The organism is Streptomyces sp. A2-16, assembly GCF_018128905.1.
In the GTDB taxonomy this organism is placed as follows: domain Bacteria; phylum Actinomycetota; class Actinomycetes; order Streptomycetales; family Streptomycetaceae; genus Streptomyces.
This window is the reverse complement of record NZ_CP063808.1, coordinates 6,727,223-6,752,588: the sequence shown is the minus strand read 5'-3', so window position 1 is coordinate 6,752,588 and position 25,366 is coordinate 6,727,223. Positions and strand designations below refer to the sequence as shown.

The 25,366-nt window shown below is 71.4% G+C and carries 22 protein-coding genes and 6 tRNA genes; 19 read left to right on the top strand and 9 right to left on the bottom strand.

The window, feature by feature from the left end; genetic code table 11:
- The first annotated feature begins 334 nt into the window (after window positions 1-334).
- The 3 genes from cobT (at window position 335) to IOD14_RS30310 (ending at window position 6,625) form a co-directional block, all read left to right on the top strand.
- Window positions 335-4,360 carry a nicotinate-nucleotide--dimethylbenzimidazole phosphoribosyltransferase gene (gene cobT / locus IOD14_RS30320; RefSeq protein ID WP_212672051.1) on the top strand — a complete coding sequence of 1,342 codons (4,026 nt, stop codon included), beginning with the start codon at window positions 335-337 and terminating at the stop codon, window positions 4,358-4,360.
- 140 nt (window positions 4,361-4,500) lie between these two features.
- Window positions 4,501-5,742 carry a uroporphyrinogen-III C-methyltransferase gene (gene cobA / locus IOD14_RS30315; RefSeq protein WP_212672050.1) on the top strand — a complete coding sequence of 414 codons (1,242 nt, stop codon included), beginning with the start codon at window positions 4,501-4,503 and terminating at the stop codon, window positions 5,740-5,742.
- Between the two features lie 64 nt (window positions 5,743-5,806).
- On the top strand, window positions 5,807-6,625 hold the full coding sequence (locus IOD14_RS30310) for an RNA methyltransferase (RefSeq protein WP_123987989.1): 819 nt from the start codon (window positions 5,807-5,809) through the stop codon (window positions 6,623-6,625).
- A 383-nt stretch (window positions 6,626-7,008) separates the two neighbouring features.
- Here the strand turns inward: IOD14_RS30310 and IOD14_RS30305 are convergent, their stop codons facing one another.
- Window positions 7,009-8,406 (bottom strand): serine/threonine-protein kinase, encoded by a 1,398-nt coding sequence (locus IOD14_RS30305; RefSeq protein ID WP_123987988.1) that lies wholly within the window; start codon window positions 8,404-8,406, stop codon window positions 7,009-7,011.
- 196 nt (window positions 8,407-8,602) lie between these two features.
- On the opposite strand from IOD14_RS30305, the gene IOD14_RS30300 reads away from it, so the two are divergent.
- From IOD14_RS30300 to IOD14_RS30285, 4 genes are all read left to right on the top strand, one after another.
- A complete protein-coding gene (locus IOD14_RS30300) occupies window positions 8,603-8,878 on the top strand; it encodes a hypothetical protein (RefSeq protein WP_123987987.1) in 276 nt (91 codons plus the stop codon).
- A 196-nt stretch (window positions 8,879-9,074) separates the two neighbouring features.
- Window positions 9,075-9,257 carry a hypothetical protein gene (locus IOD14_RS30295; RefSeq protein WP_028807692.1) on the top strand — a complete coding sequence of 61 codons (183 nt, stop codon included), beginning with the start codon at window positions 9,075-9,077 and terminating at the stop codon, window positions 9,255-9,257.
- A gap of 634 nt (window positions 9,258-9,891) precedes the next feature.
- On the top strand, window positions 9,892-10,839 hold the full coding sequence (locus IOD14_RS30290; protein ID WP_212672049.1) for an aminoglycoside phosphotransferase family protein: 948 nt from the start codon (window positions 9,892-9,894) through the stop codon (window positions 10,837-10,839).
- An 80-nt stretch (window positions 10,840-10,919) separates the two neighbouring features.
- Window positions 10,920-11,231: a zf-TFIIB domain-containing protein gene (locus IOD14_RS30285; protein ID WP_123987985.1), complete on the top strand. Its 312-nt coding sequence runs from the start codon at window positions 10,920-10,922 to the stop codon at window positions 11,229-11,231.
- A 47-nt stretch (window positions 11,232-11,278) separates the two neighbouring features.
- Here IOD14_RS30285 and IOD14_RS30280 read toward each other — a convergent pair.
- The 5 genes from IOD14_RS30280 to IOD14_RS30260 form a co-directional block, all read right to left on the bottom strand.
- Window positions 11,279-11,350: transfer RNA gene (locus tag IOD14_RS30280), tRNA-Val, on the bottom strand.
- Window positions 11,351-11,381: 31 nt separating this feature from the next.
- Window positions 11,382-11,453 (bottom strand) — tRNA-Val (locus IOD14_RS30275).
- A gap of 34 nt (window positions 11,454-11,487) precedes the next feature.
- Window positions 11,488-11,559, bottom strand: a tRNA-Val gene (locus IOD14_RS30270).
- Window position 11,560: 1 nt separating this feature from the next.
- Window positions 11,561-11,634, bottom strand: a tRNA-Cys gene (locus IOD14_RS30265).
- A gap of 39 nt (window positions 11,635-11,673) precedes the next feature.
- Window positions 11,674-11,746: transfer RNA gene (locus IOD14_RS30260), tRNA-Gly, on the bottom strand.
- Between the two features lie 178 nt (window positions 11,747-11,924).
- On the opposite strand from IOD14_RS30260, the gene IOD14_RS30255 reads away from it, so the two are divergent.
- From IOD14_RS30255 to IOD14_RS30245, 3 genes are read left to right on the top strand one after another with little or no spacing between them, the layout of a single operon-like run.
- A complete protein-coding gene (locus tag IOD14_RS30255) occupies window positions 11,925-12,968 on the top strand; it encodes a chorismate-binding protein (protein ID WP_123987984.1) in 1,044 nt (347 codons plus the stop codon).
- Window positions 12,965-13,786: an aminodeoxychorismate lyase gene (locus IOD14_RS30250; RefSeq protein WP_123987983.1), complete on the top strand. Its 822-nt coding sequence runs from the start codon at window positions 12,965-12,967 to the stop codon at window positions 13,784-13,786. The genes IOD14_RS30255 and IOD14_RS30250 overlap by 4 nt, the downstream gene beginning before the upstream one ends.
- Before the next feature lie 50 nt (window positions 13,787-13,836).
- Window positions 13,837-14,664 carry a GNAT family N-acetyltransferase gene (locus IOD14_RS30245; RefSeq protein WP_123987982.1) on the top strand — a complete coding sequence of 276 codons (828 nt, stop codon included), beginning with the start codon at window positions 13,837-13,839 and terminating at the stop codon, window positions 14,662-14,664.
- Window positions 14,665-14,671: 7 nt separating this feature from the next.
- On the opposite strand, the gene IOD14_RS30240 is transcribed toward IOD14_RS30245, so the two are convergent.
- Entirely contained in the window at window positions 14,672-15,193 is a 522-nt protein-coding gene (locus IOD14_RS30240) for a DsbA family protein (protein WP_174269070.1), read from the bottom strand.
- 224 nt (window positions 15,194-15,417) lie between these two features.
- On the opposite strand from IOD14_RS30240, the gene IOD14_RS30235 reads away from it, so the two are divergent.
- Both IOD14_RS30235 and IOD14_RS30230 read left to right on the top strand, forming a co-directional pair.
- Complete coding sequence (locus tag IOD14_RS30235) at window positions 15,418-15,876, top strand: hypothetical protein (protein ID WP_123987981.1); 459 nt, start codon at window positions 15,418-15,420, stop codon at window positions 15,874-15,876.
- Window positions 15,877-16,032: 156 nt separating this feature from the next.
- Window positions 16,033-16,185, top strand: a complete 153-nt coding sequence (locus IOD14_RS30230) for a hypothetical protein (RefSeq protein WP_020117509.1) — start codon at window positions 16,033-16,035, stop codon at window positions 16,183-16,185.
- Window positions 16,186-16,373: 188 nt separating this feature from the next.
- Here the strand turns inward: IOD14_RS30230 and IOD14_RS30225 are convergent, their stop codons facing one another.
- Both IOD14_RS30225 and IOD14_RS30220 read right to left on the bottom strand, forming a co-directional pair.
- Complete coding sequence (locus IOD14_RS30225; RefSeq protein ID WP_123987980.1) at window positions 16,374-16,937, bottom strand: CGNR zinc finger domain-containing protein; 564 nt, start codon at window positions 16,935-16,937, stop codon at window positions 16,374-16,376.
- 209 nt (window positions 16,938-17,146) lie between these two features.
- Window positions 17,147-17,560 carry an SsgA family sporulation/cell division regulator gene (locus IOD14_RS30220; RefSeq protein WP_004002642.1) on the bottom strand — a complete coding sequence of 138 codons (414 nt, stop codon included), beginning with the start codon at window positions 17,558-17,560 and terminating at the stop codon, window positions 17,147-17,149.
- 191 nt (window positions 17,561-17,751) lie between these two features.
- On the opposite strand from IOD14_RS30220, the gene IOD14_RS30215 reads away from it, so the two are divergent.
- From IOD14_RS30215 to IOD14_RS30185, 7 genes are all read left to right on the top strand, one after another.
- Window positions 17,752-18,213: a TIGR02611 family protein gene (locus tag IOD14_RS30215; RefSeq protein WP_123987979.1), complete on the top strand. Its 462-nt coding sequence runs from the start codon at window positions 17,752-17,754 to the stop codon at window positions 18,211-18,213.
- Between the two features lie 76 nt (window positions 18,214-18,289).
- Window positions 18,290-18,361 (top strand) — tRNA-Val (locus IOD14_RS30210).
- Between the two features lie 383 nt (window positions 18,362-18,744).
- A complete protein-coding gene (locus tag IOD14_RS30205) occupies window positions 18,745-20,034 on the top strand; it encodes an extracellular solute-binding protein (RefSeq protein WP_212672048.1) in 1,290 nt (429 codons plus the stop codon).
- A 14-nt stretch (window positions 20,035-20,048) separates the two neighbouring features.
- Window positions 20,049-21,005, top strand: a complete 957-nt coding sequence (locus tag IOD14_RS30200; protein ID WP_123987977.1) for a sugar ABC transporter permease — start codon at window positions 20,049-20,051, stop codon at window positions 21,003-21,005.
- A complete protein-coding gene (locus tag IOD14_RS30195; RefSeq protein ID WP_123987976.1) occupies window positions 21,002-21,874 on the top strand; it encodes a carbohydrate ABC transporter permease in 873 nt (290 codons plus the stop codon). The genes IOD14_RS30200 and IOD14_RS30195 overlap by 4 nt, the downstream gene beginning before the upstream one ends.
- Before the next feature lie 10 nt (window positions 21,875-21,884).
- Window positions 21,885-22,478, top strand: a complete 594-nt coding sequence (locus IOD14_RS30190; RefSeq protein WP_174269069.1) for a hypothetical protein — start codon at window positions 21,885-21,887, stop codon at window positions 22,476-22,478.
- A 91-nt stretch (window positions 22,479-22,569) separates the two neighbouring features.
- The gene (locus IOD14_RS30185) at window positions 22,570-25,308 is read left to right on the top strand and encodes a Tat pathway signal sequence domain protein (protein ID WP_212672047.1); all 2,739 of its coding nucleotides are present in this window, start codon (window positions 22,570-22,572) and stop codon (window positions 25,306-25,308) included.
- Window positions 25,309-25,366: the final 58 nt, after the last annotated feature.

The window sequence follows — 25,366 nt, the reverse complement described above, 5'->3', positions numbered from 1 at the left end:
TACTGCGCGCGGTAGGCTGGCCGACTGTTGTACCGCGCCCGGTGGCCCGGCATTCGTTCGTCAATGTCCGGAAAGCGCGCCCGTTTTGGGGTGGGTGTGGTACGGCAGAACCGGAGGACGCGCAACGTGGCGCAGTCCACAGCGGGCTGTCGCGGATCAACCTGTCGCGACGGGGGAACGGCCGGGACAATGCCAGTTAATGGCTTTGTCGTCTTTCTCGGCGGGCCGTTCGTGCCGCTGGGCACGCACGCTCGTTCTTCACTGCGGGGGCGGTCGGTGCGCCGTCCCCGGTGAGCTGGTCGTAGAAGCACTAACCGATGGGCGAGGGGTACGCATGACCGACACCGGCCAGGTCCCGGGCGACGGGCTGCCGGAGAACGCAGGCATGGTGGAACAGCCGGGCGTCCCCGCTGCGTACACCTACCTCTCCGAGTCCACCGCCGAGGACGAAGACCTGTTGCTGCTGCCGGGCGCCCAGAGCCCCTGGGGCAACGAGGTCGCCCCACCCGCGCCGGAGCCGGTCGTGGAGACCGTCCACGAGCCGGGCCCGCACGAGATGTCCGGGCGCGACAGCGGAGCGCACGATCTGAGCGCGGTCCGTACGCCCCAGGCTCCGACGGTGCCGATCCCGCCCATCACCCCCCGCAGGCCGCTGCACCTCGGCCCGCCGATCCCCGACGCCTCCGCGAGCCCGGTCCGCTCGCTCGCCGACCGCGGTCCCGCGGGCGCGCCGGTACGGCAGCCTGCCGCGGCCGCGCCCGGACCCGAGTACTTCGACACCCCGCAGCCGTTGGGCGCCGTCCCCTGGGGAGCGCCGGTCCAGGCCGCCGTCCAGACGCCGGTGGGGACGGTGGCCCCCGCTGCCGAAACGGTTGTTCCGGCGCCGGAACCGGTGGGCGCGGCGCAGGCAGCCGTGGCCCGCCTCGCTTCCGAGGCGGAGACCGACGGGTACGAGGCTCCCGTGACCCCGGAGCCGGAAGCCGCACCGGGCCCGGAGGCCGTGCACGAGCCGGACCCGTCGCAGGTCCCGGTCGCCGCAGGGGGCCAGGTCCTGGCCGACGGTTCCGGAGTCGACGGCTCCGGGGCCGACGGCGTTCAGCCCGTGGAGGCCGAGCCGGCCGCTGTCGTCGGCGCCGACCTGGGCGGGGGGCAGGTGCCGGGCGACGGCTCCCTCCCCGACGAGGTTCAGCTCGCCCCGGCCGCCGGTGCGGAGGTGCCCGCGGACCAGGTCCTGCCGGACGCACCGGTGCCCGACGAGGTCCCGGTCGCCGATGCCGCCGACATCGCCGACGCCGCTGTTGTCGCGGAGGCGACAGAGGCCGGGCCGACTGCGGCCGACGCTGCTGAGGCCGCGCCGGTGACCGAGGACGCGCAGGTGGGCGAGGTGGCCGAGCAGGTGGCCGCGCCCGGGCCCGTGCCCGACGTGGAGGGCCTCGCTGCGGTGTCCGACGCCGGCGCGGAGGTCGCCGAAGCCGAGTCGGCCACGGAGGAACAGGGCGGGCAGGACGGGCACGACGGCCAGGACGGGCTCGAGGCGGCAACCGCCGTCGCCCCGCAAGCCGTTGCAGCGCCGGAAGAGGTCGAGCCGGAAGAGGTCGTGCCGGAGGCGGTGACTGCCGAGGACGCCCCTGTTGCCCCGGGCACGCCCGCGCCCCAGGACGCGGAAGCCGTCGCGGTGCAGGGAGCGGACCCGTCCCAGGAGGCGGACCCGTCCCAGGAAGCCGCCGTCGCTCCGGAGCCGGCAGCCGATCAGGAAACCGTGCCTGCTCCGGACGCAGCTCAGGAAGCCGTCGACGCCCCGGAGACCGCAGCCCCGGAGACCGCAGCCCCGGAAGCACCGCTCCCCGTCGGAGAAGCCGTCGCCGCAGCCGCCCCGGACGCCTCCGAGGCCGTAACTCCGCAGGCTCCTGCGCAGGCCGGTGAGGCTCCGCAGCCGGCGGACGCCGTCACCGCACCGGTGACCGAGGACCTCCCAGCGCCCGCGGAGGGCGACTTCGCGGCAGAGGCCTCCGAGCCACTGCCCGCCGAGCAGGTGGCGCCGGTCGCCGATCAGGCCCAGGAGCCCGCCCTCGCCGCTCAGCTCACCGAGGATCCGCAGGCCCCCCACTTCGTACCGGCCCCCGACCTCGCACCGCCCGCCCCGCAGGGCCCCGCCCAGGGAGTGCAGGAGCCCGTGGCACAGGTGGAGTTCCCGCCCGCCCCGGACCAGGCGCCGCAGGGTCCGCAGACACCCGCACCCCAGCCGCTCGCGGCCCACCTCCCCGACGGACAAGCCCAGTTCGCGGTGCCCGGCGCCGACGGGGCCCCCGTCGTGCTGCCCGCCGGAGTCCCCCTGGAACCCCACCCGGGACAGCCCCTGGGTGAGTTCGTGCCGGTCGAAGGATCGGTGCCGACGACCCCGCACCTCGCGCCGACCCCGCCCCACCCGCTGTCGGTCCCCGTGGACGACGCGGGGCAACCCGTGGTCCCGGCCCCGCGCGAGGCCGACGGCGACCCCGGATTCGCCCAGCAGGCGGACGACCTGGACACCCGGGCGGCCGATCAGGAAGACCGGGAAACCCAGGCAACCCAGGCACCCCAGGAAGAAGTGAGCACGGCCCCCGTGGAAGAAGCACGACAGTCCACGGGCCCCGCCGCGCCCGCGTACGACGACGCCGAGCGCGAGGCCGTCCTCAAGGTCATGCGGGAGCGCCGCGACATCCGCAACGGCTTCCGCAGCGACCCGATCCCGCACGAGGTGCTGCTCCGCGTCCTGGAGGCCGCCCACACGGCCCCCTCCGTCGGCCACTCGCAGCCGTGGGACTTCGTCGTCATCCGCTCCGCCGAGACGCGTGCCGCGATGCAGGACCTCGCCCAGCGCCAGCGCGAGGCGTACGCCAAGTCGCTGCCCAAGGGCCGGGCCAAGCAGTTCAAGGAACTGAAGATCGAGGCCATCCTCGAGACCCCGGTGAACATCGTCGTCACCGCCGACCCCACCCGCGGCGGCCGCCACACCCTCGGCCGGCACACCCAGCCGCAGATGGCCCCGTACTCCGCCGCGCTCGCCGTGGAGAACCTCTGGCTCGCGGCCCGCGCCGAGGGCCTCGGCGTCGGCTGGGTCAGCTTCTTCGACGAGCGCGAGATGGTCCGCGCCCTCGGCCTGCCCGACCACCTGGAGGTCATCGCCTACCTGTGCGTCGGGTACGTCGACGAGTTCCCGGAAGAGCCCGAACTGATGCAGGCCGGCTGGTCCAAGCGCCGTCCGCTGTCCTGGGTCGTGCACGAGGAGACGTACGGCCGCCGCGCCTTGCCCGGCGAGGAGCCGCACGACCTGCTCGGCGAGACCGTCTCCCAGATCCGCCCGCTGGACGCCAAGGCGCTCGGCGAGGCATGGGAGCGGCAGAAGCGGATGACCAAGCCGGCCGGCGCCCTGGGCATGCTGGAGATCATCTCCGCCCAGCTGTCCGGGCTCTCCCGCCAGTGCCCGCCGCCGATCCCGGAGCCCGCGGCCGTCGCGATCTTCGCCGGTGACCACGGCGTGCACGCCCAGGGCGTCACCCCCTGGCCGCAGGAAGTGACCGCCCAGATGGTGGCCAACTTCCTCGGCGGCGGCGCGGTCTGCAACGCCTTCGCCGGCCAGGTGGGCGCCGAGGTGTGCGTGGTCGACGTCGGCGTGGCCTCCGAACTCCCGGCCACCCCCGGCCTGTTGCCCCGCAAGGTGCGCGCGGGCACCTCCGACATGACCACCGGCCCCGCGATGACCCGCGAGGAGGCCAAGCAGGCCATCGAGGTGGGCATCGAGACCGCGCGCGACCTGGTCGCGGCCGGCAACAAGGCGCTGCTCACGGGCGAGATGGGCATCGCGAACACCACCGCGTCCGCCGCCCTGATCTCGGTCTTCACGGACACCGACCCCGCCGAGGTCACCGGCCGCGGCACCGGCATCAACGACGAGACCCTGGCCCGCAAGACCGAGGTCGTCCGCCGCGCCATCGAACTCCACCAGCCTGACCCCGCCGACCCGATCGGCGTCCTCGCGGCGATCGGCGGCTTCGAACACGCGGCGATGGTCGGCCTGCTGCTCGGCGGTGCGTCCCTGCGCACCCCGGTCATCCTCGACGGCGTCAGCGCGGGCGCCGCAGCCCTCGTCGCCCGCGCGATCGCCCCGGAGGTCCTCGCGGCCTGCATCGCGGGTCACCGCAGCGCGGAGCCGGGCCATGTCGCCGCCCTGAACAAGCTCGGCCTGCGTCCCCTGGTCGACCTCGACCTCCGCCTGGGCGAGGGCACGGGCGCGCTGCTGGCCCTGCCGCTGGTCCAGAGCACGGCACGGGCCATGCACGAGGTCGCCACGTTCGACTCGGCGGGCGTCACCGAGAAGTGACCCCGCGACCGGGGTGGGGTACGCGCTCCTGCGTGCACTCCACCCCGGCCGTACGCTGAACCCATCTCTAAAATCTGCACGTCAGGGCTGCTCCAGCGCCGTAGCACCCATCGCCTTGCCAGGACGAGGAGCCGCACCTCATGGCCGAACACCCCGCCTACCCCGTAGGCCTCCGCCTCACCGGCCGCAGGGTCGTCGTGCTCGGCGGCGGCCAGGTCGCCCAGCGTCGCCTCCCCGCCCTCATCGCGGCGGGCGCGGACGTGCTCCTGGTGTCCCCGGAGGCCACCCCCTCGGTGGAGGCGATGGCGGACGCGGGTGAGATCGCCTGGCAGAAGCGGCCCTACGCCACCGGTGACCTCGCCGACGCCTGGTACGCCCTGATCGCCACCAGCGACCCCGAGGCGAACACCGCGGCCTCCGCCGAGGCCGAGCGCCACCGCGTCTGGTGCGTCCGCTCCGACGACGCCGACGCGGCCACCGCCTGGACCCCGGCGACGGGCCACAGCGAGGGCGTCACGGTCGCCGTGCTCACGACGAACGCGAAGGGCCGCGACCCCCGCCACACGGCGGCCATCCGGGACGCGGTCGTGGAGGGCCTGCGCGACGGCACCCTCGTGGCCCCCCACTACCGCAGCCGTACCCCCGGTGTGGCCCTCGTCGGCGGCGGCCCCGGCGACCCCGACCTGATCACGGTCCGCGGCCGCCGTCTCCTCGCCGAGGCCGACGTCGTCATCGCCGACCGCCTCGGCCCCCGCGACCTCCTCGCCGAACTCCCGCCGCACGTCGAGGTCATCGACGCGGCGAAGATCCCCTACGGCCGCTTCATGGCCCAGGAGGCCATCAACAACGCGCTGATCGAGCACGCCAAGCAGGGCAAGTCGGTCGTACGGCTGAAGGGCGGGGACCCCTACGTCTTCGGCCGTGGCATGGAGGAGCTGCACGCCCTCGCCGAGGCCGGCATCCCGTGCACGGTCGTGCCCGGCATCTCCAGCTCGATCTCGGTCCCGGGTGCGGCCGGCATCCCCGTCACCCACCGCGGGGTCGCTCACGAGTTCACCGTGGTCAGTGGCCATGTCGCCCCCGACGACGAGCGTTCCCTGGTGGACTGGTCCGCGCTCGCCCGGCTCACCGGCACCCTCGTGATCCTCATGGGCGTCGACAAGATCGGCAAGATCGCCGAGACCCTGGTCGCCCACGGCAAGTCGCCCGACACCCCGGTCGCCCTGGTCCAGGAGGGCACGACGGCGGCCCAGCGCCGGGTCGACGCCACCTTGGCCACGGTCGCCGACGTGGTCGTCGCCGAGGAAGTGAAGCCGCCGGCCGTCATCGTCATCGGTGAGGTCGTCGCCGTAGGACCGCGGGTGTCCGAGCCCTCGGCGTAACCCGGGGTAACGCAACCCGTTCCCAGCCGTTGGCACCGCTCCCAGGACAAGGCAGTATCACCCTGTGGCCGATCTCATCACCGTCGAGGATCCCGACGACCCGCGCCTGCACGACTACACGGGCCTGACCGACGTCGAACTGCGGCGCAAACGCGAGCCGGCCGAGGGGCTGTTCATCGCCGAGGGCGAGAAGGTCATCCGCCGGGCGAAGGACGCGGGCTACGAAATGCGCTCCATGCTGCTGTCCGCCAAGTGGGTCGACGTCATGCGCGACGTCATCGACGAACTCCCCGCTCCGGTGTACGCCGTCAGCCCGGAACTCGCCGAACAGGTCACCGGCTACCACGTGCACCGCGGCGCGCTCGCCTCCATGCAGCGCAAACCGCTGCCCACGGCGGCCGAGTTGCTCCAGACCGCCCGCCGTGTGGTGGTCATGGAGTCCGTCAACGACCACACCAACATCGGCGCGATCTTCCGCTCGGCGGCGGCCCTCGGCATGGACGCGGTGCTGCTCTCGCCCGACTGCGCCGACCCCCTGTACCGCCGCAGCGTCAAGGTCTCCATGGGCGCGGTCTTCTCCGTCCCCTACGCCCGTCTCGACACCTGGCCCAAGGGGCTGGAGTCGGTCCGCGAGGCCGGTTTCACCCTCCTCGCCCTCACCCCGGACGCCAAGGCCAAAACCCTCGACGAGGCCGCCCCGCACAAGATGGACCGGGTCGCGCTGATGCTCGGCGCCGAGGGCGACGGCCTGACCACGCAGGCCCTGGTCGCCGCCGATGAATGGGTCCGCATCCCGATGGCCCACGGCGTCGACTCCCTCAACGTGGGCGCGGCGGCCGCGGTCGCCTTCTACGCGGTGGCGACGGGGCGCCCGCAGGGCTGAGCGGCGATGGCGGCGGGGCGGCCAAGGCCGGTCTGAGCGGCCGGTGGCGGTCGGGCCAAGGGCGGCCTGTGCAGCGGTGGTGGCGGCTGCCGCCCTGTGCGGTGGTGGCGGCGGGGCGAACGGCGGCTTGAGCGGCGGGGCGGCGGGCGCCTGCCGGCCTGTGCTGCGGTGGTGGCGGCTGCCGCTCTGTGCGGTGGTGGCGGCGGGGCGAACGGCGGCTTGAGCGGCGGGGTTGCGGGCGCCTGCCGGCCTGTGCGGCGTTGGCGGCGGTTCCAAGCCGGCCTGTGCTGTGGTGGTGGCGGGGCAAACGTCGGCTTGAGCGGGGCGAGCGCGGTTCCGGTCGGTGGGTGCCTCCCGCCGTCTGGGCATCGCCTACGGCGTACTCAGTCCGTAGGGCCCGGGGCCGACCGCTGCGGCGGTGCCTGGTCCGGCGAGGCGTGCACCTGTCCCTGCCGCTGTTCGCGGACCACGCCGCTGTCGCCGCCGAGCCCGCGCGACGGACCCTGACAGCCCTGGGCAGCGGCGATGCCGAGCGCCACGAGCAGGGTCACGACGACGAACACGAACAGCCGCTGGCGCAGGAGACGGGGATTCGCCGGGCGCAGCCCCGTCTTGGTGTTCCTGGCGGCCGGGCGTCCGGTACCGCTGCGCGGTGCGGGCCGGCTGCCGCTGCCGGAGCGGGACGTGTTCCGCGAGGAGGCCGGGGTGGGCCGGGAACCGGGGCGGGAGGACGGCACGCCGTTGCCGCGCGGGGTACTTCCGCCTCGCGCGGGGCCCTGGCCCCGGACCTGCCCCGTACCACGGGCCGGGGGAGCACCCTGGGAGCCGCTCGTCCCCGGCTGTCCTTGGGGGCGCCGCTGAACGGACCGCTCCGGATAGGTGTCGGCGATGCGTCCGGTGGGCCGGTCCGCTTCGCCGCCGCGCGGGTTGGGCGGACGCAGATCCGGCAGGCCCTGTGTCTCGCGGGCCGCGATCTCCTTGAGCCGCAGCGACAGTTGGAGGGTGCTCGGCCGCTCCTCGGGGTCCTTCGCCAGACAGGCGCGGATGAGGGGGGCGACCGCGTCCGGCACGCCGTGCAGCTGGGCCTCCTCGTGCACCACGCGGTACAGCATCACCTCGGAACTGCCGTGCCCGAAGGGCGAGTCGCCCATCGAGGCGTACGCCAGGGTCGCGCCCAGCGAGAACACGTCCGTGGCCGGAGTCACCGCGGCGCCGCGCACCTGCTCGGGCGCGAGGAAACCGGGGGAGCCGACCGCCGTGCCGACATGGGTGAGGGTGGAGGCCCCGGTCGCCCACGCGATGCCGAAGTCGATGATCCGCGGGCCCTTGGGGGACAGGAGGATGTTCGACGGCTTGAGGTCGCGGTGCACCACCCCCGCCTCGTGCACGGCGACGAGTCCCTCGGACAGGGCGGCCCCGATGGAGGCGACCTCGGCGGCGCCGAGGTGACCCTCGTCGGCGACCTTGTCGTGGAGGGAGGGGCCGGGCACGTACTGGGTGGCGAACCACGGACGGTCCGCTTCCAGATCGGCCGCGACCAGTCGGGCGGTGCAGCCGCCGCGGATCCGCCGGGCCGCCGAGACCTCGCGCGCGAACCGCGACCTGAACTCCTGGTCCTCGGCCAGGTCCGGCCGGATGACCTTCAGCGCGACCCGCTGCCCCTTGCGGTCGGAGCCCAGGTAGACAACGCCCATCCCGCCCGCGCCGAGCCGTCTGTGAAGCCTGAACGAGCCGACGACGCGCGGGTCCTCGCGCCTCAGGCGCATCATCGCCATGTTCATCCCCGCTGCCCGGTCCGTGTGACGAGCGACAGCTTACGTATTGGCGGGCCGCCGCGCGCAGAGGCCGCGCCCTCTCGTCCCGATGGATTGTCAGTGCCGGGTGGGAGAATTGAGGGGTGGTCAGGGAGCCGGAGGACGGGCGGACTTCGGTTCGGATGTGATCCCAACCACCCGCCCCAGAAGGGGGATTGAACGCGTGAAGGGTGATCGCGTGGAGATAGTCGTGGACGCAGGGGACACGACACGCACATATGAGGTGGTGGCGAGCAGGGCGGGCCGCCGGGTGGAGACGGCGGTGCGACGAGGGGTCGTGGAAGTGAGCGAAGTCACGCGGAGCGGATCGGTGGTGCGGACGGCCCGGTTCATGGCGACCCGGGTGCTCGCGCTGGTGGAGCAGCCGGTGCCGCGTGAGGACAGCTCGGAGAAAGCGGGGCAGACCGGGCGACCCCTCCGGGAAGACCCGGAGACCTAGGTCCGCGTCTCCACCCCTGGGAGTACTCGGCTGGTCATGGCTCATCCTCGGGGAGGCCCGGCAATCGGTACGAGGGCATGACGTGCGGCGAGCCCGTGACGCCTAGATTTGAGGTCAAGCGGCGGGTGCAGCACTCGTCCCCCGAGGTCAGACACCCGCCGCTGCCAACGACAACAGAACGGTCAGGAGAGGGACCATGGCTCTTACGGCTCCGCGGGCACTGTCCCGCACACGTCAGCCCCGCCGTACGGGCCGCCGTCACCCGCTGGTGGCGACGCTGATGGCCCTTCCTCTGGCGGTCCTGCTCCTCGTCGTCTTCGACGGCTGGGAGACAGTGGCCACACAGGCGTCGTCCGTGGGAGTGATGCTGGGGCGCTGAGCGGCGACCCCAGGCCCGGAAGAGCGGTCCGGGCGGGGACATCCACCCATGAAACCCCGTGGGGACGGGGGTGCGGCGGACGGCAAAATGCCGGCGCAGCTGGGGAGCTGCGCCGGCATTGCTTTGCCCTCCGGGGGTTCAGCGGGGGGCGGCCATGCGGGTGCGGCTGGGTGGGGGCGGGCGTTTTGCGCAGTTCCTCGCGCCCCTGGATGCCTGCGGCGGCCTGCTCGGGCCGGTGGGGGCGGATGTAGCGCGTTCCGTGTGTTGGGGGTCGGGGCCGGGGTGGGGGGTATCCGTCCTCGGTCCGGCGGTCGCTGTTGCTTTTAGAAGGGCCCAGTAACGGACGCCGGCCGCTGCGGGCGGACACCCCCCACCCCGTCCCCTGCGCGCCGTACGCGGCTTGCGGCCCGTCGTGGGCGCTCGGTCCGGCCACCGGCCCGTGGTGCCGGGCGAACGGCCCGTCCTGGCGCAGGGTCACTGCAACTCCCCAGGGGCGCGGGGAACTGCGCGACCAGCCGCAACGCACCCGCACCCGCCCAACAACCGAACCCGGCACCCCCATAGGCGCCCGGCTTCAGCCCGGCGCAGCCGCTGGCAGACTGGGTCGGCAGACCCCCGTCGCTCAGGGAGCCCCGTGACATCGCAGTCTCTCCTCGCCGAGCTCACCCTCAGGGTGAGAAGCGAGGCTCACTCTCGTGGCTCGGTGACGTGTCCCTGTGGAGCCAGCACCCTCGCCGACCGCCCCGACGCCACCGTGGTCCGGCATGCCGGCGTCGTCGCGAAGGCGCACGCCCCCGGCACCGCCCCCGAAGACCTGGCCCCCCGTCTCGCCGCGGCCGCCCACCTCCCCGGCATCCTCCTCGACCCGCGGAGCCAGAACCCCGTTGATGTGCACGGCAGACTCGTCACGTTCTGGCCGTACGGCGAGCCCGTGGACCCGGAGAACCCCGACGCCGCCCCCTGGGAGGCGGCGGCCACGCTCCTCGCCCGCCTGCACCGCACCCCCGCCCCACCTGGGTTGCCCGCCATGAGGGGCCCGGTCAAGGCCGCTCTCGCCGTCGGCCGTCTCCTCGAGGTCGCCCGGCGGCGGCAGCGGCCGGACGTCGGCGCCGTTCTCCGGGCCTGGTTCACCCTCCCGCCCTGGTCCCGCGCCGAGACGCCCATGCCGGACACCACGACCCTCTGCCACGGCGACCTCCATCTCGGGCAGCTCGTCCGCCATCCCGTCCCCGACGGGCCCTGGCGGCTCATCGACGTCGACGACCTCGGCGTGGGGGAACCGGCCTGGGACCTGGCCCGCCCCGCCGCCTGGTACGCCTGTGGGCTGCTGTCGCCCGAGGACTGGTCCCGTTTCCTCGGTGCCTACCGGGAGGCCGGTGGGCCCGCGGTGCCTGTCGAGGGCGACCCCTGGCCGGCCCTTGACGTCCCGGCCCGCGCCCTGACCGTGCAGACCGCTGCCCGCGCGATCGCCAAGGCGATCGAGGCGGACCGTGCGCTGGACGACGTGGAGCAGGCGGTCGTCGACGCCTGTGAACGAATGGGGGCCGCCCCGCCGGAGTTGGCGGACGGTTTCGCGAAGTAGGGTGCAACCGACCAGAGCCGGACAGAGTCTGTCCTGGCGTAACACCAAGCAGGACCGACGGGCGAGGAGTTGAGCCGACGATGCAGTGTCCGAAGTGTCATGCACCGATGCACACGTACAACCGCAACGGTGTCCAGATCGAGCAGTGCAGCGGCTGCCGCGGGATCTTTCTCGACTACGGCGAGCTGGAGGCGCTGACCCGTCTGGAGGGCCAGTGGGCCGGCGGCCCCGCCGTTCCGCCGCCGCCGGCCGCTCCGCAGTACCCGGCCCAGCCCGGCGCACCGGCCTGGGGTGCTCCGCAGCACGGCGGTGGTCACTACGGCGGCCACGGTGGTCATCACGGCGGCCACCACCGCAACCGCGGCTTCGGCCACATGCTGTTCTCCAGCTGACCGGGGACGAAGAAGCCCCCGGCCGCAGGGCCGGGGGCTTCGGTGCGTGCGCGATACTGGGATTGAACCAGTGACCTCTTCCGTGTCAGGGAAGCGCTCTCCCGCTGAGCTAATCGCGCGGGAAACACGATCAAGATCGTGCGTACTGCGTGCGCGATACTGGGATTGAACCAGTGACCTCTTCCGTGTCAGGGAAGCGCTCTCCCGCTGAGCTAATCGCGCGGGTCAGACCCTCGATGGTGTGTCGAAGATCCAGTGGACGATACTGGGATTGAACCAGTGACCTCTTCCGTGTCAGGGAAGCGCTCTCCCGCTGAGCTAATCGTCCTTGGAGGTGGAGACGGGATTTGAACCCGTGTAGACGGCTTTGCAGGCCGTTGCCTCGCCTCTCGGCCACTCCACCAGGAGTGCAGGGGCTCGGGAAGATCCCCTGTTTCCATCGAGCGGACGACGAGGCTCGAACTCGCGACCTCAACCTTGGCAAGGTTGCGCTCTACCAACTGAGCTACGTCCGCTTGTCGTTTCGTTCCGCTCTCGCGGCCCGGCGACGAGTTGAACTCTAGCGGATTCCGGGGCCAGTACAAAAACGCGTTTGCGCAGCGTGCTGCGGTGCGCATGTCTACGTACGTGGTCAGGGCGGCCGCAAGGACATGGCCAGGTCACCCGCGTGACACCCGCCATAGACTCGGCAGCGTGCTCGATCTCGCTCCTCTCGCCCGTTTCGGCGAGCGCCTCGCCACCGGACTCCTCGATGTCACCAGCGACCCCGCGGCTCTGGACTCGGCCGGCTTCTGGGCCGTCGCCGCGGACTTCGAGGGCGGGCTGACCTGCGCCCGCTTCGCCGACGTACGCCAGGAGCCGGTGCCCACGCCGGTGCCGGGGGCGTGGCGGGGGCCCGCGGTCGGTGACTGGACGTCGTCGCTGGATCGCGCCGCGTACACGGAGGGCGTACGGCGGATTCGCGCGCACATCGCGACCGGCGAGGTCTACCAGGCGAACCTCTGCCGTGTCCTGAGCGCGCCCCTGGCACCCGGCGCCGATGTGGACGCGCTGACCGCGCTGCTGGCCCGCGGCAACCCGGCGCCGTACGCAGGAACGATTCGGCTGCCGGGGCACGGAGTCGAGATCGCCACCGCGTCGCCCGAGCTGTTCCTGCGCAGGGAGGGAAACGTGGTGGAGTCGGGGCCGATCAAGGGGACCGGGCGGACCGAGGCCGACCTGCTCGCCAAGGACTACGCCGAGAACGTGATGATCGTGGACCTGGTGCGCAACGACCTCGGGCGGGTGTGCGCCACCGGCAGCGTCACCGTTCCCGATCTGTGCGCCGTGGAGAAGCATCCGGGGCTGGTCCATCTCGTGTCGACGGTGCGGGGCGAGCTGCGGGAGGGGGCCGGCTGGCCCGAGCTGCTCGGCGCGGCCTTCCCGCCGGGTTCGGTCACCGGTGCGCCCAAGTCCAGCGCCCTGCGGATCATCGACGCACTGGAGACCGCGCCCCGAGGGCCGTACTGCGGAGGCGTCGGCTGGGTCGACGCCGACCGGGGTACCGGGGAGCTGGCCGTCGGCATCCGCACCTTCTGGATCGACCGGGCCGAGGGAGTGCTGCGTTTCGGCACCGGCGCGGGCATCACCTGGGGCTCCGACCCCGAGGGGGAGTGGCGGGAGACCGAACTGAAGGCGTCCCGGCTGCTCGCGGTAGCGTCGGGGACGTACGAGGTGAGTGGAGGGACCCTTACGTGAAGATCTGGCTCGACGGCGGGCTGCAGGACATCGAGACCGCCCGCGTCTCCGTCTTCGACCACGGGCTGACCGTGGGCGACGGCATCTTCGAGACCGTGAAGGCGGTGGACGGCCGTCCCTTCGCCCTCACCCGGCATCTCGACCGGCTGACCCTGTCGGCGCGGGGCCTCGGGTTGCCCGACCCGGACCACGACGAGGTCCGCCGCGCCTGCGCCGCCGTACTCGAAGCGAATCCGATGCCGCTCGGGCGATTGCGCATCACTTACACCGGTGGCCACGGTCCCCTCGGATCCGACCGGGGCGAGCACGGCCCGACCCTGGTGGTCGCCCTCGGCGAGTCCACCCCGCGGCCCGACTCCACGGCCGTGATCACGGTGCCGTGGACGCGGAACGAGCGCGGCGCGCTCACCGGGCTCAAGACCACCTCGTACGCCGAGAACGTCGTCGCCCTCGCACGCGCGCGTGCGGACGGCGCCTCCGAGGCGCTGTTCGCCAACACGGTCGGACAGCTGTGCGAGGGCACCGGGTCGAACGTCTTCGTCGTCCTCGACGGCGAGATCCACACTCCGCCGCTCGCCTCCGGCTGTCTCGCGGGCATCACGCGCGCGTTGACCGTCGAATGGACCGGGGCCAGGGAGACCGACCTGCCGCTGGACGTCCTGCAGCGGGCCGACGAGATCTTCCTCACCTCGACCCTGCGGGACGTCCAGGCCGTCCACCGCGTCGACGCGCGCGAACTGCCGGGCGCGCCGGGCCCGGTGACCGCCAAGGCCATGCGGATCTTCGAGGAGCGGGCCGGGGACGACCTCGATCCGTAAAGCCCCGGGATATTGAGCTGCTCCGGCGCGCGGGAGCGGGTAGAACTCCGGTGATGACCACCACCCTGCGGCCGACCGAGCCGCTCCAGCGCGGCGCCGACGGGGCCCTGTCCCGCCACTACTCGGTGTGCGTGAACAGCCGTCCCGTCGGAGCGATACACCTCGCGACCCACCCCTCCTTCGGGACGGCCGTCGCCCAGATCCGGGACCTGCGGATCGACGAGCCGGACCGCAGGCGCGGCCGGGGCACCGTCGCCGCGCTCGCCGCCGAGGAGGTGGCGCGGGGCTGGGGCTGCGGGCAGCTGGAGGTCAGGGTCCCGGCCGACGCCGGGCCCGCGCTGCGGCTCGCCACCATGCTCGGCTACGTCCATCGCAACCGCGGCATGGAGAAGCAGCTCGGTGCCACCGCGCCCGAACTGCCCGCGGGCAGCCGCGCCAGGCCCATGACCCAGGCCGAGTTCGAGCCGTGGGCGCGGCGCGGCATCGTGGAGTACACCCGGGACTGGACCGAGCGCGGGGTGCCCGAGACCGAGGCGAGGGCGAGGTCGGAGCGGGACAACCGGCAGCTGGTGGAGCGCGGACTGGTGACCGAGGAGGCGCGGTACAGCGTCCTGGAACACGAGGGTGTGCGGGTCGGGGTCCTGTGGGTGGAGTTCGTCGACGACAAGGCCTTCGTCTACGACGTCGAGTCCGAGGAGGCCTTTCGGGGCCGTGGGCACGGCCGTTCCCTGATGCTGCTGGCCGAGGCCCAGGCGATCGCCTCCGGCAGACGGGTCCTGGGCCTCAACGTCTTCGCGGGCAACACTCCGGCCGAGCGGCTGTACGAGTCGCTCGGGTACACGACCGTGGGTTACTCGATGTACAAGAGCCTGCTCTGAGGCCGGCTCACTCCTGCCCGGCGAGCAGCCGGTCCGCGATCCGCTCGATCCGCTCGCGCAGCCCGTCCTGGCTCTTGCCGCCGTCGAGGCGCTCGCCGTCGATGACGTAGGTCGGCGTCCCCGTCACGCCGATCGCCTTGCCCTCGGCCTGGTCCGCATCCACGATCAGGATGTGCCGGCCGTCGATCAGCGCCGTGTCGAACTCCTCGGCGTCGAGACCCAGTTCACGGGCGACCTCGACCAGGAAGGGCTCTCCCCGGCGGTCCAGCTCCGGTACCCGCTCGAGCACGGCCTCGACGAACTCCCAGCCCCTGCCCTGTTCAAGGGCCTCCTCGGCGGCCTGAGCGGCGGCGAAGGAGTGCTTGTGCTTCTCCAGCGGGAAGTGCCGCAGCCGCAGCTCCAGACGGTCGCCGTAACGGGCCCGCAGGGCCCGGACATCGTCCAGCGCGCCACGGCAGTCCGGGCACTGCAGCTCGCACCAGACGTCGAGCACGGGCGCGGCGGGAAGGACGGGGGAGGGGTCGCTCATGGGCCCAGTCTCCCAGCTCGGGACCGTCGGGCCGAACCGCCCCCGGCCTCCGCGACGGCATCCGCCCCGCTCCTGCGGTACGAGCCCGACCGGCACCTGCGGAGGAGGCGACCCGGAGATGTCCCTGATGTCCTTCAGGGGCATGGCCCGGCGGGGGTCGAAAGGTGCAGGATGGATAGGGACGAAGCGGCACGTTGCCGATCGAGCCCTGCCTGGAGGACCGGATGATTGCCGAGACCGTCTGTTCCGCCGTCGCCGCGGCCGGCCTGGGCATCGCGGCGGTCACCGCGTACCGGAAGCGCTTCCTCGCGGCCACCCGTATCGCCGCCTACTCCCTCGTCCCGCTGGGCCTCGTGATGACCGGCGTCGTCGACTGGCTCGCGGACACCGCCTTCAGCCCGACGGCCTGGGCGGGCTTCGGCGTGCTCGGCCTGTCCTGGGTGCTGTTCTCCACCACGCGCGCGGTGGAGCGTCGCCGTGGCGGCTCCCGCAAGGAGCGCAAGGCGGCCCGTGGCGCCCAGCGGGAGGCGGTGGCCCCCGCGGCCTCGGCGCCCTCGCTCGGCCCGGCCGGGCGCACCCCGGCGGCCCGGCCCGCGGCCAAGTCCGGGGGGAACGGGTCCGCCGGGTCCGCCGGGGACGACTTCAGCGACATCGAGGCCATACTCAAGAAGCACGGCATATGACGGTCGCGCGGTGAACTGAAACGTTCGCAGTGGGGTCAGCGGCCGACCCCAATCGATCACGACTCGAAACGGACATCACGGAATCCAGCGAACTCCCGCTCATTCCGGGCGTGTTGATCGCGCCGGGGGTGTCGGCTGCGTCATCATCGCCGCGAGATGCTGGACACGAAACAGAGCGATACCGCGCCGCCGCAGGACGAGCCGCGTGGATGCCTCTTCGCCCTTTCCCAGCCACCGCTGATGATCTTCCTTGCGGTGATCGGGTCTCTCCTGCTCATGGCTGCGCTGCACGACCTGCTGCTGCTCTGAGCCGTACCCGTGGTCCCCGGCGCCACCCGTCGGGGACCACGTCGCCACCCGTCGAGTCCACGTCGGCATCAGTCGACTCCCGTCGACACCGTCGGGACCACGTCGACACCGAGCCCGAGCCTGGACCCCCGTCCCCGCCCCAGCCTGGGCCCCAGCCCGCGGCAGCGGTCGCGGCCCCGCCCCGGACCTCAGCCCGCGGCCTCCTTGCGCCGCGCCCGGTAGGCCGCCACGTGCAGCCGGTTTCCGCAGGTCCGGCTGTCGCAGTAGCGGCGCGAGCGGTTGCGGGACAGGTCCACGAAGGCCCGCCGGCAGTCGGGCGCCTCGCAGCGCCGCAGCCGTTCCTGCTCCCCGGCCACCACGAAGAACGCCAGCGCCATCCCGCAGTCGGCCGCCAGGTGGTCGGCGACGGAGGCGCCCGGCGCGAAGTAGTGCACATGCCAGTCGTAGCCGTCGTGGTTCGTGAGCTGGGGAGTGGTGCCCGCGGCGGCGACCAGGTCGTTGATCAGGTTCGCGGCGGCCCGGGCGTCCGGGGCCGCGAAGACCGAGGCGAACCGCCCCCGGATCTTGCGCACGGCCGACAGATCGAACTCCGAGAGCACTCCGACGTCGCTGATCTCGTGGTTCTGTACGAAATCCGCGAGCGCCGCGACATCCGGCAGCCCGTCCGGTGCCGCCTCGTCTTCCTCCGGTGCGGTGTTCACCAGATCGACCACGGTGTCGAGGGCGCACCGGGTGTCGTGGGTGATCAGCACGATTCGCTCCCTGGCCTGGGGGTCGGGCGAACGCCCGCCGATGCTGGCCGATGGTAACGGCTCGCCGGGACTCGGTGCCCGGACGCACGACAGGTGCCGTGGCTGCGGAGCGCTCCGCAGCCACGGCACCTGTCGTTCCCTATGCGGTTGTACCAGCCCGAGCCGTCTCCCCGAGTGGACGGCGCCGGGCGGCTCTGTGCGGCCTCGCCCTAGCTTTCCGCCAGGATGTGCGAGAGCTCCTGATCCAGATCGAAGTGGCGGTGCTCCGTGCCCGGGGGCACGGCGGCGTCAGTCCGCTTCAGGAACGACTCCAGGGCCCGCGCCGGGGCCTCGAGCAGTGCTTCTCCCTCCGGGGAGCTCAGGGCGATGCAGACGACGCCCTGACCGTGGCTGCGCGACGGCCAGACTCGGACGTCGCCGGTTCCGGTGGGCCGGTGGAGGCCCTCTGCGAGGAGGTCGCGGGCGAACACCCACTCGACGGTCTCCTCGGCTCCGGTGTGGAAGGTGGCGTGCACGGCGTAGGGGTCGGCCGTGTCGTACCGCAGGCCTGCGGGGACAGGCAGGGAGGACTCGCTCGACACAACGAGGCGCAGGTGCAGCTCGCAGCTGACCGTGGTGTTCATAAGCGCCAGGGCCTTTCGCTCAGTGTGCGCTCGGGGATTCGCACGTCGGCGAAATCGACATGCCACCTACGGTGCCGTTGTAAACCCCTCTGAGTGTTTTGCGTGCCTTTACGTAACTCTTCCGGCCGAGAACCCCTTGGGGAGGTACGACCATTCCGGTGACTGGTTTCTCTCCGGTAGGGTTGGGCTGTATGAATACGGGGAGTGACGAGCCGCGCGAGGTCGCCGTGGCACCTGACGGGCAGACCGACGAGCAGTCGGAAGGGGCGCGGGACGAGCAGGGGCTCGGTTCCAGGGCGCCGGAATTCATCAAGTCGCGGCGGCTGCTGCATCTGAGCTGGCAGGTCCTGGTCTTCGTCATCGGCCTGGCGGTCGTGGTGGCCGGCATCATCATGCTGCCGCTGCCCGGACCCGGATGGGTCGTGATCTTCGGCGGTATGGCGATCTGGGCGACCGAGTTCGTCTGGGCCCAGCTCGTGCTCCGCTGGACCAAGCGCAAGGTGACCGAGGCGGCCCAGCGAGCCCTCGATCCCAAGGTGCGCCGTCGCAACATCATCCTGACCTCGATCGGCCTGGTGATCATCGGCGCGATCCTCGGGGTCTACCTCTGGAAGTTCGGTCTCGAGATGCCCTGGAACATCAAGGACCAGTGAGCCGCGCGGGGGTGCCCGGGCTGTCACCGCTGGTCACAGGCACCCCCTGACATGGGGTAATCTTCTTCCTGCGCCCGGGCGATTAGCTCAGTGGGAGAGCGCTTCGTTCACACCGAAGAGGTCACTGGTTCGAACCCAGTATCGCCCACCCGGACCGACGGCCCGTCTGCGAGATCGCGGACGGGCCGTCGGCATGTGTGCGGCCGGACGCGAAGGCCGGGCCGGACTGCTCCGCTCCGTGTGACGGTCCGCAGCGAAAGTCCCTCGCCGCCCGTCTCTTTCCGGCCGCGCGCCGATCTCGTACGACGGCGTGCGGCGCGTTCGACCGGTCGACCTCGCGCCTCTCACCTGGGGCGTCGTCAGTTCCCGGATCCCGCGGGGTGGTTGGAGGCGCTCCGGTCTCTCACCACACTCTCAAGAAATTCCTGTCCGAATCATTGACGCACCTCCGGCCCCTCCGTAACTTGTGCCAGCAAGCGCTTACTTGAAACGATTCATGCAGGCGACGACGCTGCGGGGAGGGGCCCGACTGTGGGAACCAACAGGAATGTCGAGAGGCGAACGATCCTGAAGGCGGCCGGGGCTACAGCGGCGACGCTGGGGCTGGCCGCGACGACCGGGTGCGGTGGTGACAGCGGAAGTTCCGGAGATGGAACGGTGACACTCCGTTACGCCTGGTGGGGCGGCGAGCCGCGCACCATCGCCATCAAGAAGACCATCGCGCTCTTCGAGAAGAAGTACCCGAAGATCAAGATCAAGCCTGAATTCACCGACTACGAGGCGTTCTGGGAGAAGTTCCAGACCCAGGCCTCCGGCGGGAATCCGCCGGACGTTTTCCAGAATGCGGTCGGTTTCCTGCGCAAGTACGACAAGCGCGGTGTTCTGCTGGATCTCAAGGAGCAGGCGGACGCCGGGAATCTGAGCCTGGACAACTTCCGCAACGGCGTTCTGGCGAACGGTCAGGTCGACGGCAAGCAGATCGGCATACCCGTCGGGGCCAACACCATGGCGCTCGTCATCGACCTCAAGGCCTTCAAGAAGGCAGGCGTCGAGGCGAAGTTCGGCTGGACCTGGGACGAGTACTTCGACGCGCTCCAGACGGTCCAGGACAAGCTGAAGATCGCCGGCGACACCGGCTACTTCGGCATCATGTACCTCTACGACCTGTACCTGCGCCAGAACGGCAAGGCCTTCTTCACCGACTCCGACCTCGGCTTCACCGAGGACGACCTGACGCAGTGGTGGACGGACGGCTACAAGCGCGTCAAGTCCGGGCTGGTCGCCGACCCGAAGAAGATCGAGCAGGTCAAGCCCAAGTCCGGTCTCTCGGCGGGCCTCGCCGCGTCCGAGTTCACCTGGGACAACTTCTCCATCCGCTACGAGGGCGAGGGCGAGTCGGACTACGGGCTCGCGCCGATCCCCACCACGGACGGCAAGCAGACCGGCCAGTACCTCGGTTCGCTGATGCTCAGCGCCTTCGCCGGCACCAAGCACCCCAAGGAAGCCGCCCAGTTCATCTCCTTCATGGTCCACGACCCCGAGGTCGGCAAGATCATGGGCTATGACCGCGGCATCCTCGCCACGACCGAGCAGTACGACGCCTTCAAGCCCACCGACCCCAACAACAAGGGTGTCGCGGCGTACGAGGACGAGGTCGCCAAGGCCGGTGTGCTCGGGAAGATCACCCCGCACCCGTCCGGCGCCGATGTCATCGAGGCGGCCTTCCTGCGCCTCGGCGGCGAGGTCGCCCAGGGCAAGTCCAAGCCGGCCGACGCCGCCAAGTCGCTGTTCAGCGAGGCCAAGGCCGCGTTCGCGGGCTGAGGGGACGTACCACCATGACGCTCGTCAAGGAAGCGCCCGTGCGCCCGGCGAAGAAGCGGCCCGCCGCTCCTGCCGCCGGGCGGCGCGGGCGGCGCCGCGAGAACCTCGCCGGCTACCTCTTCATGTCGCCGTGGATCGCGGGATTCCTGCTGCTCACGGCGGGGCCGATGATCGCGTCGCTGTACTACGCGTTCACCCGGTACAACCTGTTCACCCCGCCCGAGTGGGTGGGCTTCGACAACTTCACGACAATGTTCCAGGATCCGCGCTGGCAGAAGTCGGTGGAGGTCACGCTCAAGTACGTCGTCGTGGCCACCCCGCTGAAGCTGCTGCTCGCGCTCGGCGTCGCGCTGCTGCTCGCGCAGCAGCGGCGCGGACAGGGCCTGTACCGGGCCGCGTTCTACATGCCCTCGCTCATCGGTGCCAGCGTCTCCGTGGGCTTCGTGTGGCGGGCGCTGTTCTCGGACGACGCCGTCGTGGACCGTACGCAGAAGATCTTCGGCGTGGACGTGGGCGGCTGGATCGGCAACCCGGACTACGTCCTCTACTCCCTGGTGGCCCTGAGCATCTGGCAGTTCGGTGCGCCGATGGTCATCTTCCTGGCCGGTCTCAAGCAGGTCCCGCGGGAGTTGTACGAGGCGGCCGAGGTGGACGGCGCCGGCCCGCTGCGCCGGTTCTGGAACATCACGCTGCCGATGATCTCCCCGGTGCTGTTCTTCAACGTGCTGCTGGAGTCCATCCACGCGTTCCAGGTGTTCGGCTCCGCCTACGTCGTCTCCGACACCCGGTGCGGGCCCGCCGACGCCACCCTCGTCTACACCTGTTACCTGTACCAGAAGGGCTTCAAGGAGGCCCAGATGGGCTTCGCCTCCGCGATGGCCTGGTCGCTGGTGGTCGCGGTGGCGCTGGTCACGGCGGTCCTGTTCTGGTCGCAGAAGAAGTGGGTGCACTACGAGGAGGCCGCCAAGTGACCACTGTCAGCACCCCTGTGGCGCGCACCGCCGGCGAGCGGCGGCGCACCGGATCGATCGCCTGGCACGTGGGCGCGCTCGCCGTCCTAGCGGTCGTCCTCTACCCCGTGATCTGGGTCCTCGGCGCCTCCTTCAAGCCGAGCAAGGACATCATCGCCAGCATCGACCTGCTGCCCGCCAAGCCGGTCTGGGCGAACTTCTCCGGACTCGCCGACGGGATCTCCGGCATCTCCATCGGCAGCTTCTTCACCAACTCGCTGATGTACGCGGGCCTCGCCGTGGCCGGGGTCGTGATCTCCAGCTCGCTGACCGCGTACGCCTTCGCCAAGATCCGGTTCGCCGGGCGGAACCTGCTCTTCACCCTCATGATCGGCACCCTGCTGCTGCCGTACCACGTGCTGCTCATCCCGCAGTACGTGATGTTCCGCAAGCTGGAGCTCGTCGACACCCTGGTGCCGCTCGTGGCGGGCAAGTTCCTGGCGACGGAGGCCTTCTTCGTCTTCCTGATGGTGCAGTTCATGCGCGGGCTGCCGCGCGAGCTGGACGAGGCCGCCAAGCTCGACGGCTGCGGGCACCTGCGGACCTACTGGTCGATCGTCCTGCCCCTGTGCCGCCCCGCCCTCATCACCAGCGCGATCTTCACCTTCATCAACGCGTGGAACGACTTCATGGGGCCGTTGATCTACCTCAACACCCCCTCCAAGTACACCGTCTCGCTCGGCCTGATGATGTTCCGCGACCAGGAGGGCATCTCCAACTACGGCAGCATGATCGCGATGTCGCTGGTGGCCCTGGTGCCGGTCATCGCCTTCTTCATGGCCTTCCAGCGCTATCTCATCGACGGCATGGCGACGTCCGGACTGAAGTGAGGCGGTCAGCATGGCGCAAGCGCGTGTGAAGGCCCGCAGGGCGTCCGTGTTCGGCGGCGAACGGTTCGCCCTCTTCGCCGAGACCCTGCTCACCGGCGTGTGGATCGCCGTGGCCTGCCTGGGCGTCGTCACCTACCCCGCTGCCTTCGCCGCCGGCGCACGGCACCTGCGGCGGCGCACGAGCCACGAGGGCGGCGGATGGCGGGAGTTCGTCGCGGACTTCCGTACGGCCGTGCGCCGCGGGTGGCTCGTCGGGGTCGCCGGCTGGGTCGCGGCGGCCGCGGTGTGGGTGGACGTCCAGGCCGCGCGGGCCGGGATCCCCGGTGGCCCGCTGGTCGGAGCCGTCGGGCTGTTCGCGCTGCTCGGCCTCGCGGTGGCCGGGCTGCGCGCGGCGGCGGTCTGGGCTCCGGGCGCCTCGTGGCGCGCGCTGCTCGCGGACGCCGTACGCCGGACGCTGCGGGACCCCGCCGGGTCCTTCCTGATCGTCGCCGGTCTGGCCGTCGTGGTCCTGTCCGCGGGGTTCGTCGCGCCGCTGGCGGTCCCGGTCCTCGGGGCCGTTGCGGCGGCGGCCGTCGCCGTGGAGGAACGCCACCGGCGCCGCTGACGGGCGGTGCCCTCGTCGCAAGGTCGGCGCCCCCGGCGCCGCACCTCTCTCTGTCATGCCCCTGACCAGCTGTCCATGGAAAGGAACGGCCATGTCCCCCATCCCCCGCAGGTCCCTCCTCAAAGCCGCCGCCGTCGCCGGTGCCGCCGCACAGTTCAGCTGGGCGCTAGGGGCCAAGGACGCGCAGGCCGCGCCGAGAGCCGCCGAGGCCGACGACTCTCCCGTGACCCTGGACTGGCTGGAGGACGGCGGTCTCGGCGCCGCGCCCGGCTCCACCGTCGGTGTCCCCTGGCCCAAGGGCGTCTACCAGCAGGACCAGAAGTTCGCGGTCACGGACGCGGACGGCAAGGCCGTGCCGGTCCAGTCCTGGCCGATCGCCTACTGGCCCGACGGCTCGCTCAAGTGGACCGCGCACGCGGTCAGTTCGGGCAACGGCAAGCTGTCGCTGAGCGCCGGCGAGGCCGCCGTGCCCGACAAGAAGGTCACCGTCGACAAGAGCGGCGGCACGATAACCGTCTCCACCGGCGTCATCACCGCGAGGATCGCCAAGTCCGGCGCGACCCTCATCAAGTCGGTCACCCGCGGCTCGACGGAGATCGCCAAGAACGGCCGACTGGTCCTCATCCGCCAGCCCGAGATCGAGGACGAGGACCAGGGGACGGTCAAGACGGAGCGCTTCGAGGGGGCCGTCTCCGAGGTCACCGTCGAGCAGTCCGGCCCGGTCCGCGCGGTCGTCAGGATCGACGGCAAGCACCGCAAGGGCAGCCGGAGCTGGCTGCCCTTCTCCGTCCGTCTCTACTTCTACGCGGGCGCCGACTCCTTCCGCATGGTGCACACCATCACCTACGACGGCACGCAGGAGCCCGGCAAGGCGAGCGGAGACTTCATCCGCGGGCTGGGAGTGCGGTTCACGGTCCCGATGCGCGACCAGTCGTACGACCGCCACATCCGCATCGGCGGCGAGGGCACCGGTCTGCTGCGCGAGGCCGTCAAGGGCATCACCGGACTGCGCCGCGACCCGGGCATCGCCGTGCAGGAGGCCCAGTACGCGGGCAGGAAACTGCCCGACCCCGCCACCTGGGACCAGCGGGTCACCACCCGGCTCCAGTACATCCCCGAGTGGGGCGACTACACGCTCTCCCAGCTCTCCGCCGACGGCTTCACCCTGCGCAAGCGCACCAAGAAGGGGCACGGCTGGATCGGCGCCGGCGGCGGCAGGCGGGCCTCCGGATTCGGGTACGTCGGTGGCGTCAGCGGCGGACTCTCCTTCGGGCTGCGGGACTTCTGGGAGCGCCACCCCTCCCAGCTCGACATCCGTGACGCCCAGACCGACGAGGCCGAGGTCACCCTCTGGCTCTGGTCGCCCGAGGCGCAGCCCATGGACCTGCGCTTCTACCACGACGGCATGGGCCAGGACACCTTCGCCGAACAGCTCGAAGGCCTCAACATCACCTACGAGGACTACGAGCCGGAGTTCGGCACGCCCTACGGCATCGCCCGTACCTCGGAGCTGATGTTCTGGGCCAACGAGTCGACCCCGACCCCGGAGACACTGGCCCAACAGGTCGAGACCGTAAGGGTGCTGCCGCAACTCGCGGCCCCGCCCAAGCAGCTCGTCAAGGCGAAGGTGTTCGGGCCGGGGCTCTACTCCGAGCCGGACCGCTCGACCCCGGCCAAGGCGAAGATCGAGGACCACCTCGACTTCCTCTTCACCTACTACAAGGACCAGGTGGAGCAACGCCGTTGGTACGGCTTCTGGGACTACGGCGACATCATGCACACCTATGACACCGTCCGGCACCAGTGGCGGTACGACATCGGCGGCTACGCCTGGGACAACTCCGAGCTCTCGCCGGACCTGTGGCTCTGGTTCGCCTACCTGCGCAGCGGCCGCGCGGACATCTTCCGGTTCGCCGAGGCGATGACCCGGCACACCGGCGAGGTCGACGTCTACCACCTGGGCAAGTGGGCCGGACTCGGCACCCGGCACGGTGTGCAGCACTATGCCGACAGCGCGAAGCAGCAGCGCATCGCCAACACGACGTACCGCCGCTACTACTACTTCCTCACCGCGGACGAGCGGGTCGGTGACCTCATGCACGCCAATGTCGACTCCGACGAGACGTTCCTGGTCCTGGATCCCCTGCGCAAGGTGCGCACCGACCCGTACACACCCGACCGGCACGCCCTGTCCATCGGCTTCGGCACGGACTGGAGCGGGCTGGTCTCGGCCTGGCTGACCGAGTGGGAACGCAAGGGGCCCAAGTGGGAGAAGGCCAAGGCGCGCGTGCTGTCGACGATGGAGGGCATCGCCGCCCAGCCCAACGGGTTCGTGCAGGGCAGTGGGCTGTACGACCTCGACACCGGTAAGTTCGCGGTGGCCTCGGCGCCGGTCGTCGGGGTCTCGCACCTGTCCGCCGTGTTCGGCCTCAACGAACTGTGCGCCGAGCTCATCGACCTCGTCGACATGCCGAAGTTCAACGAGGCGTACTTCGACTACTGCCGCTACTTCAACGCGACCAAGACCGAGCAGGCGGCCCGCTACGGGTCCAACTTCGGGACGCTGCTGCTCTTCCAGGGCCACTCGCGGCTCGACGCGTACGCGGCCGTGAAGACCGGGGACGCGAAGCTGGCCACGCGCGCGTGGGAGAAGTTCTACAACTCCGACGGCTACAAGGAGTCGGCGCCCTGGAAGACGGAGGCTTTGAGCGGGCCGGTCGCGCTGGTGGCGGGCAGTGAGGCGGCCTGGGTGTCGACCAATGACACCGCGCTGTACGGTCTTGCCGCCATCGAGAACCTGGCGCTGCTCGGGGACAAGATGCCGTCGTAGGCCTCGAGGCGGTGGGGAACCGCGCGTCCGGTGCGGCCGGCCGCGCGGTTCCCCGCGC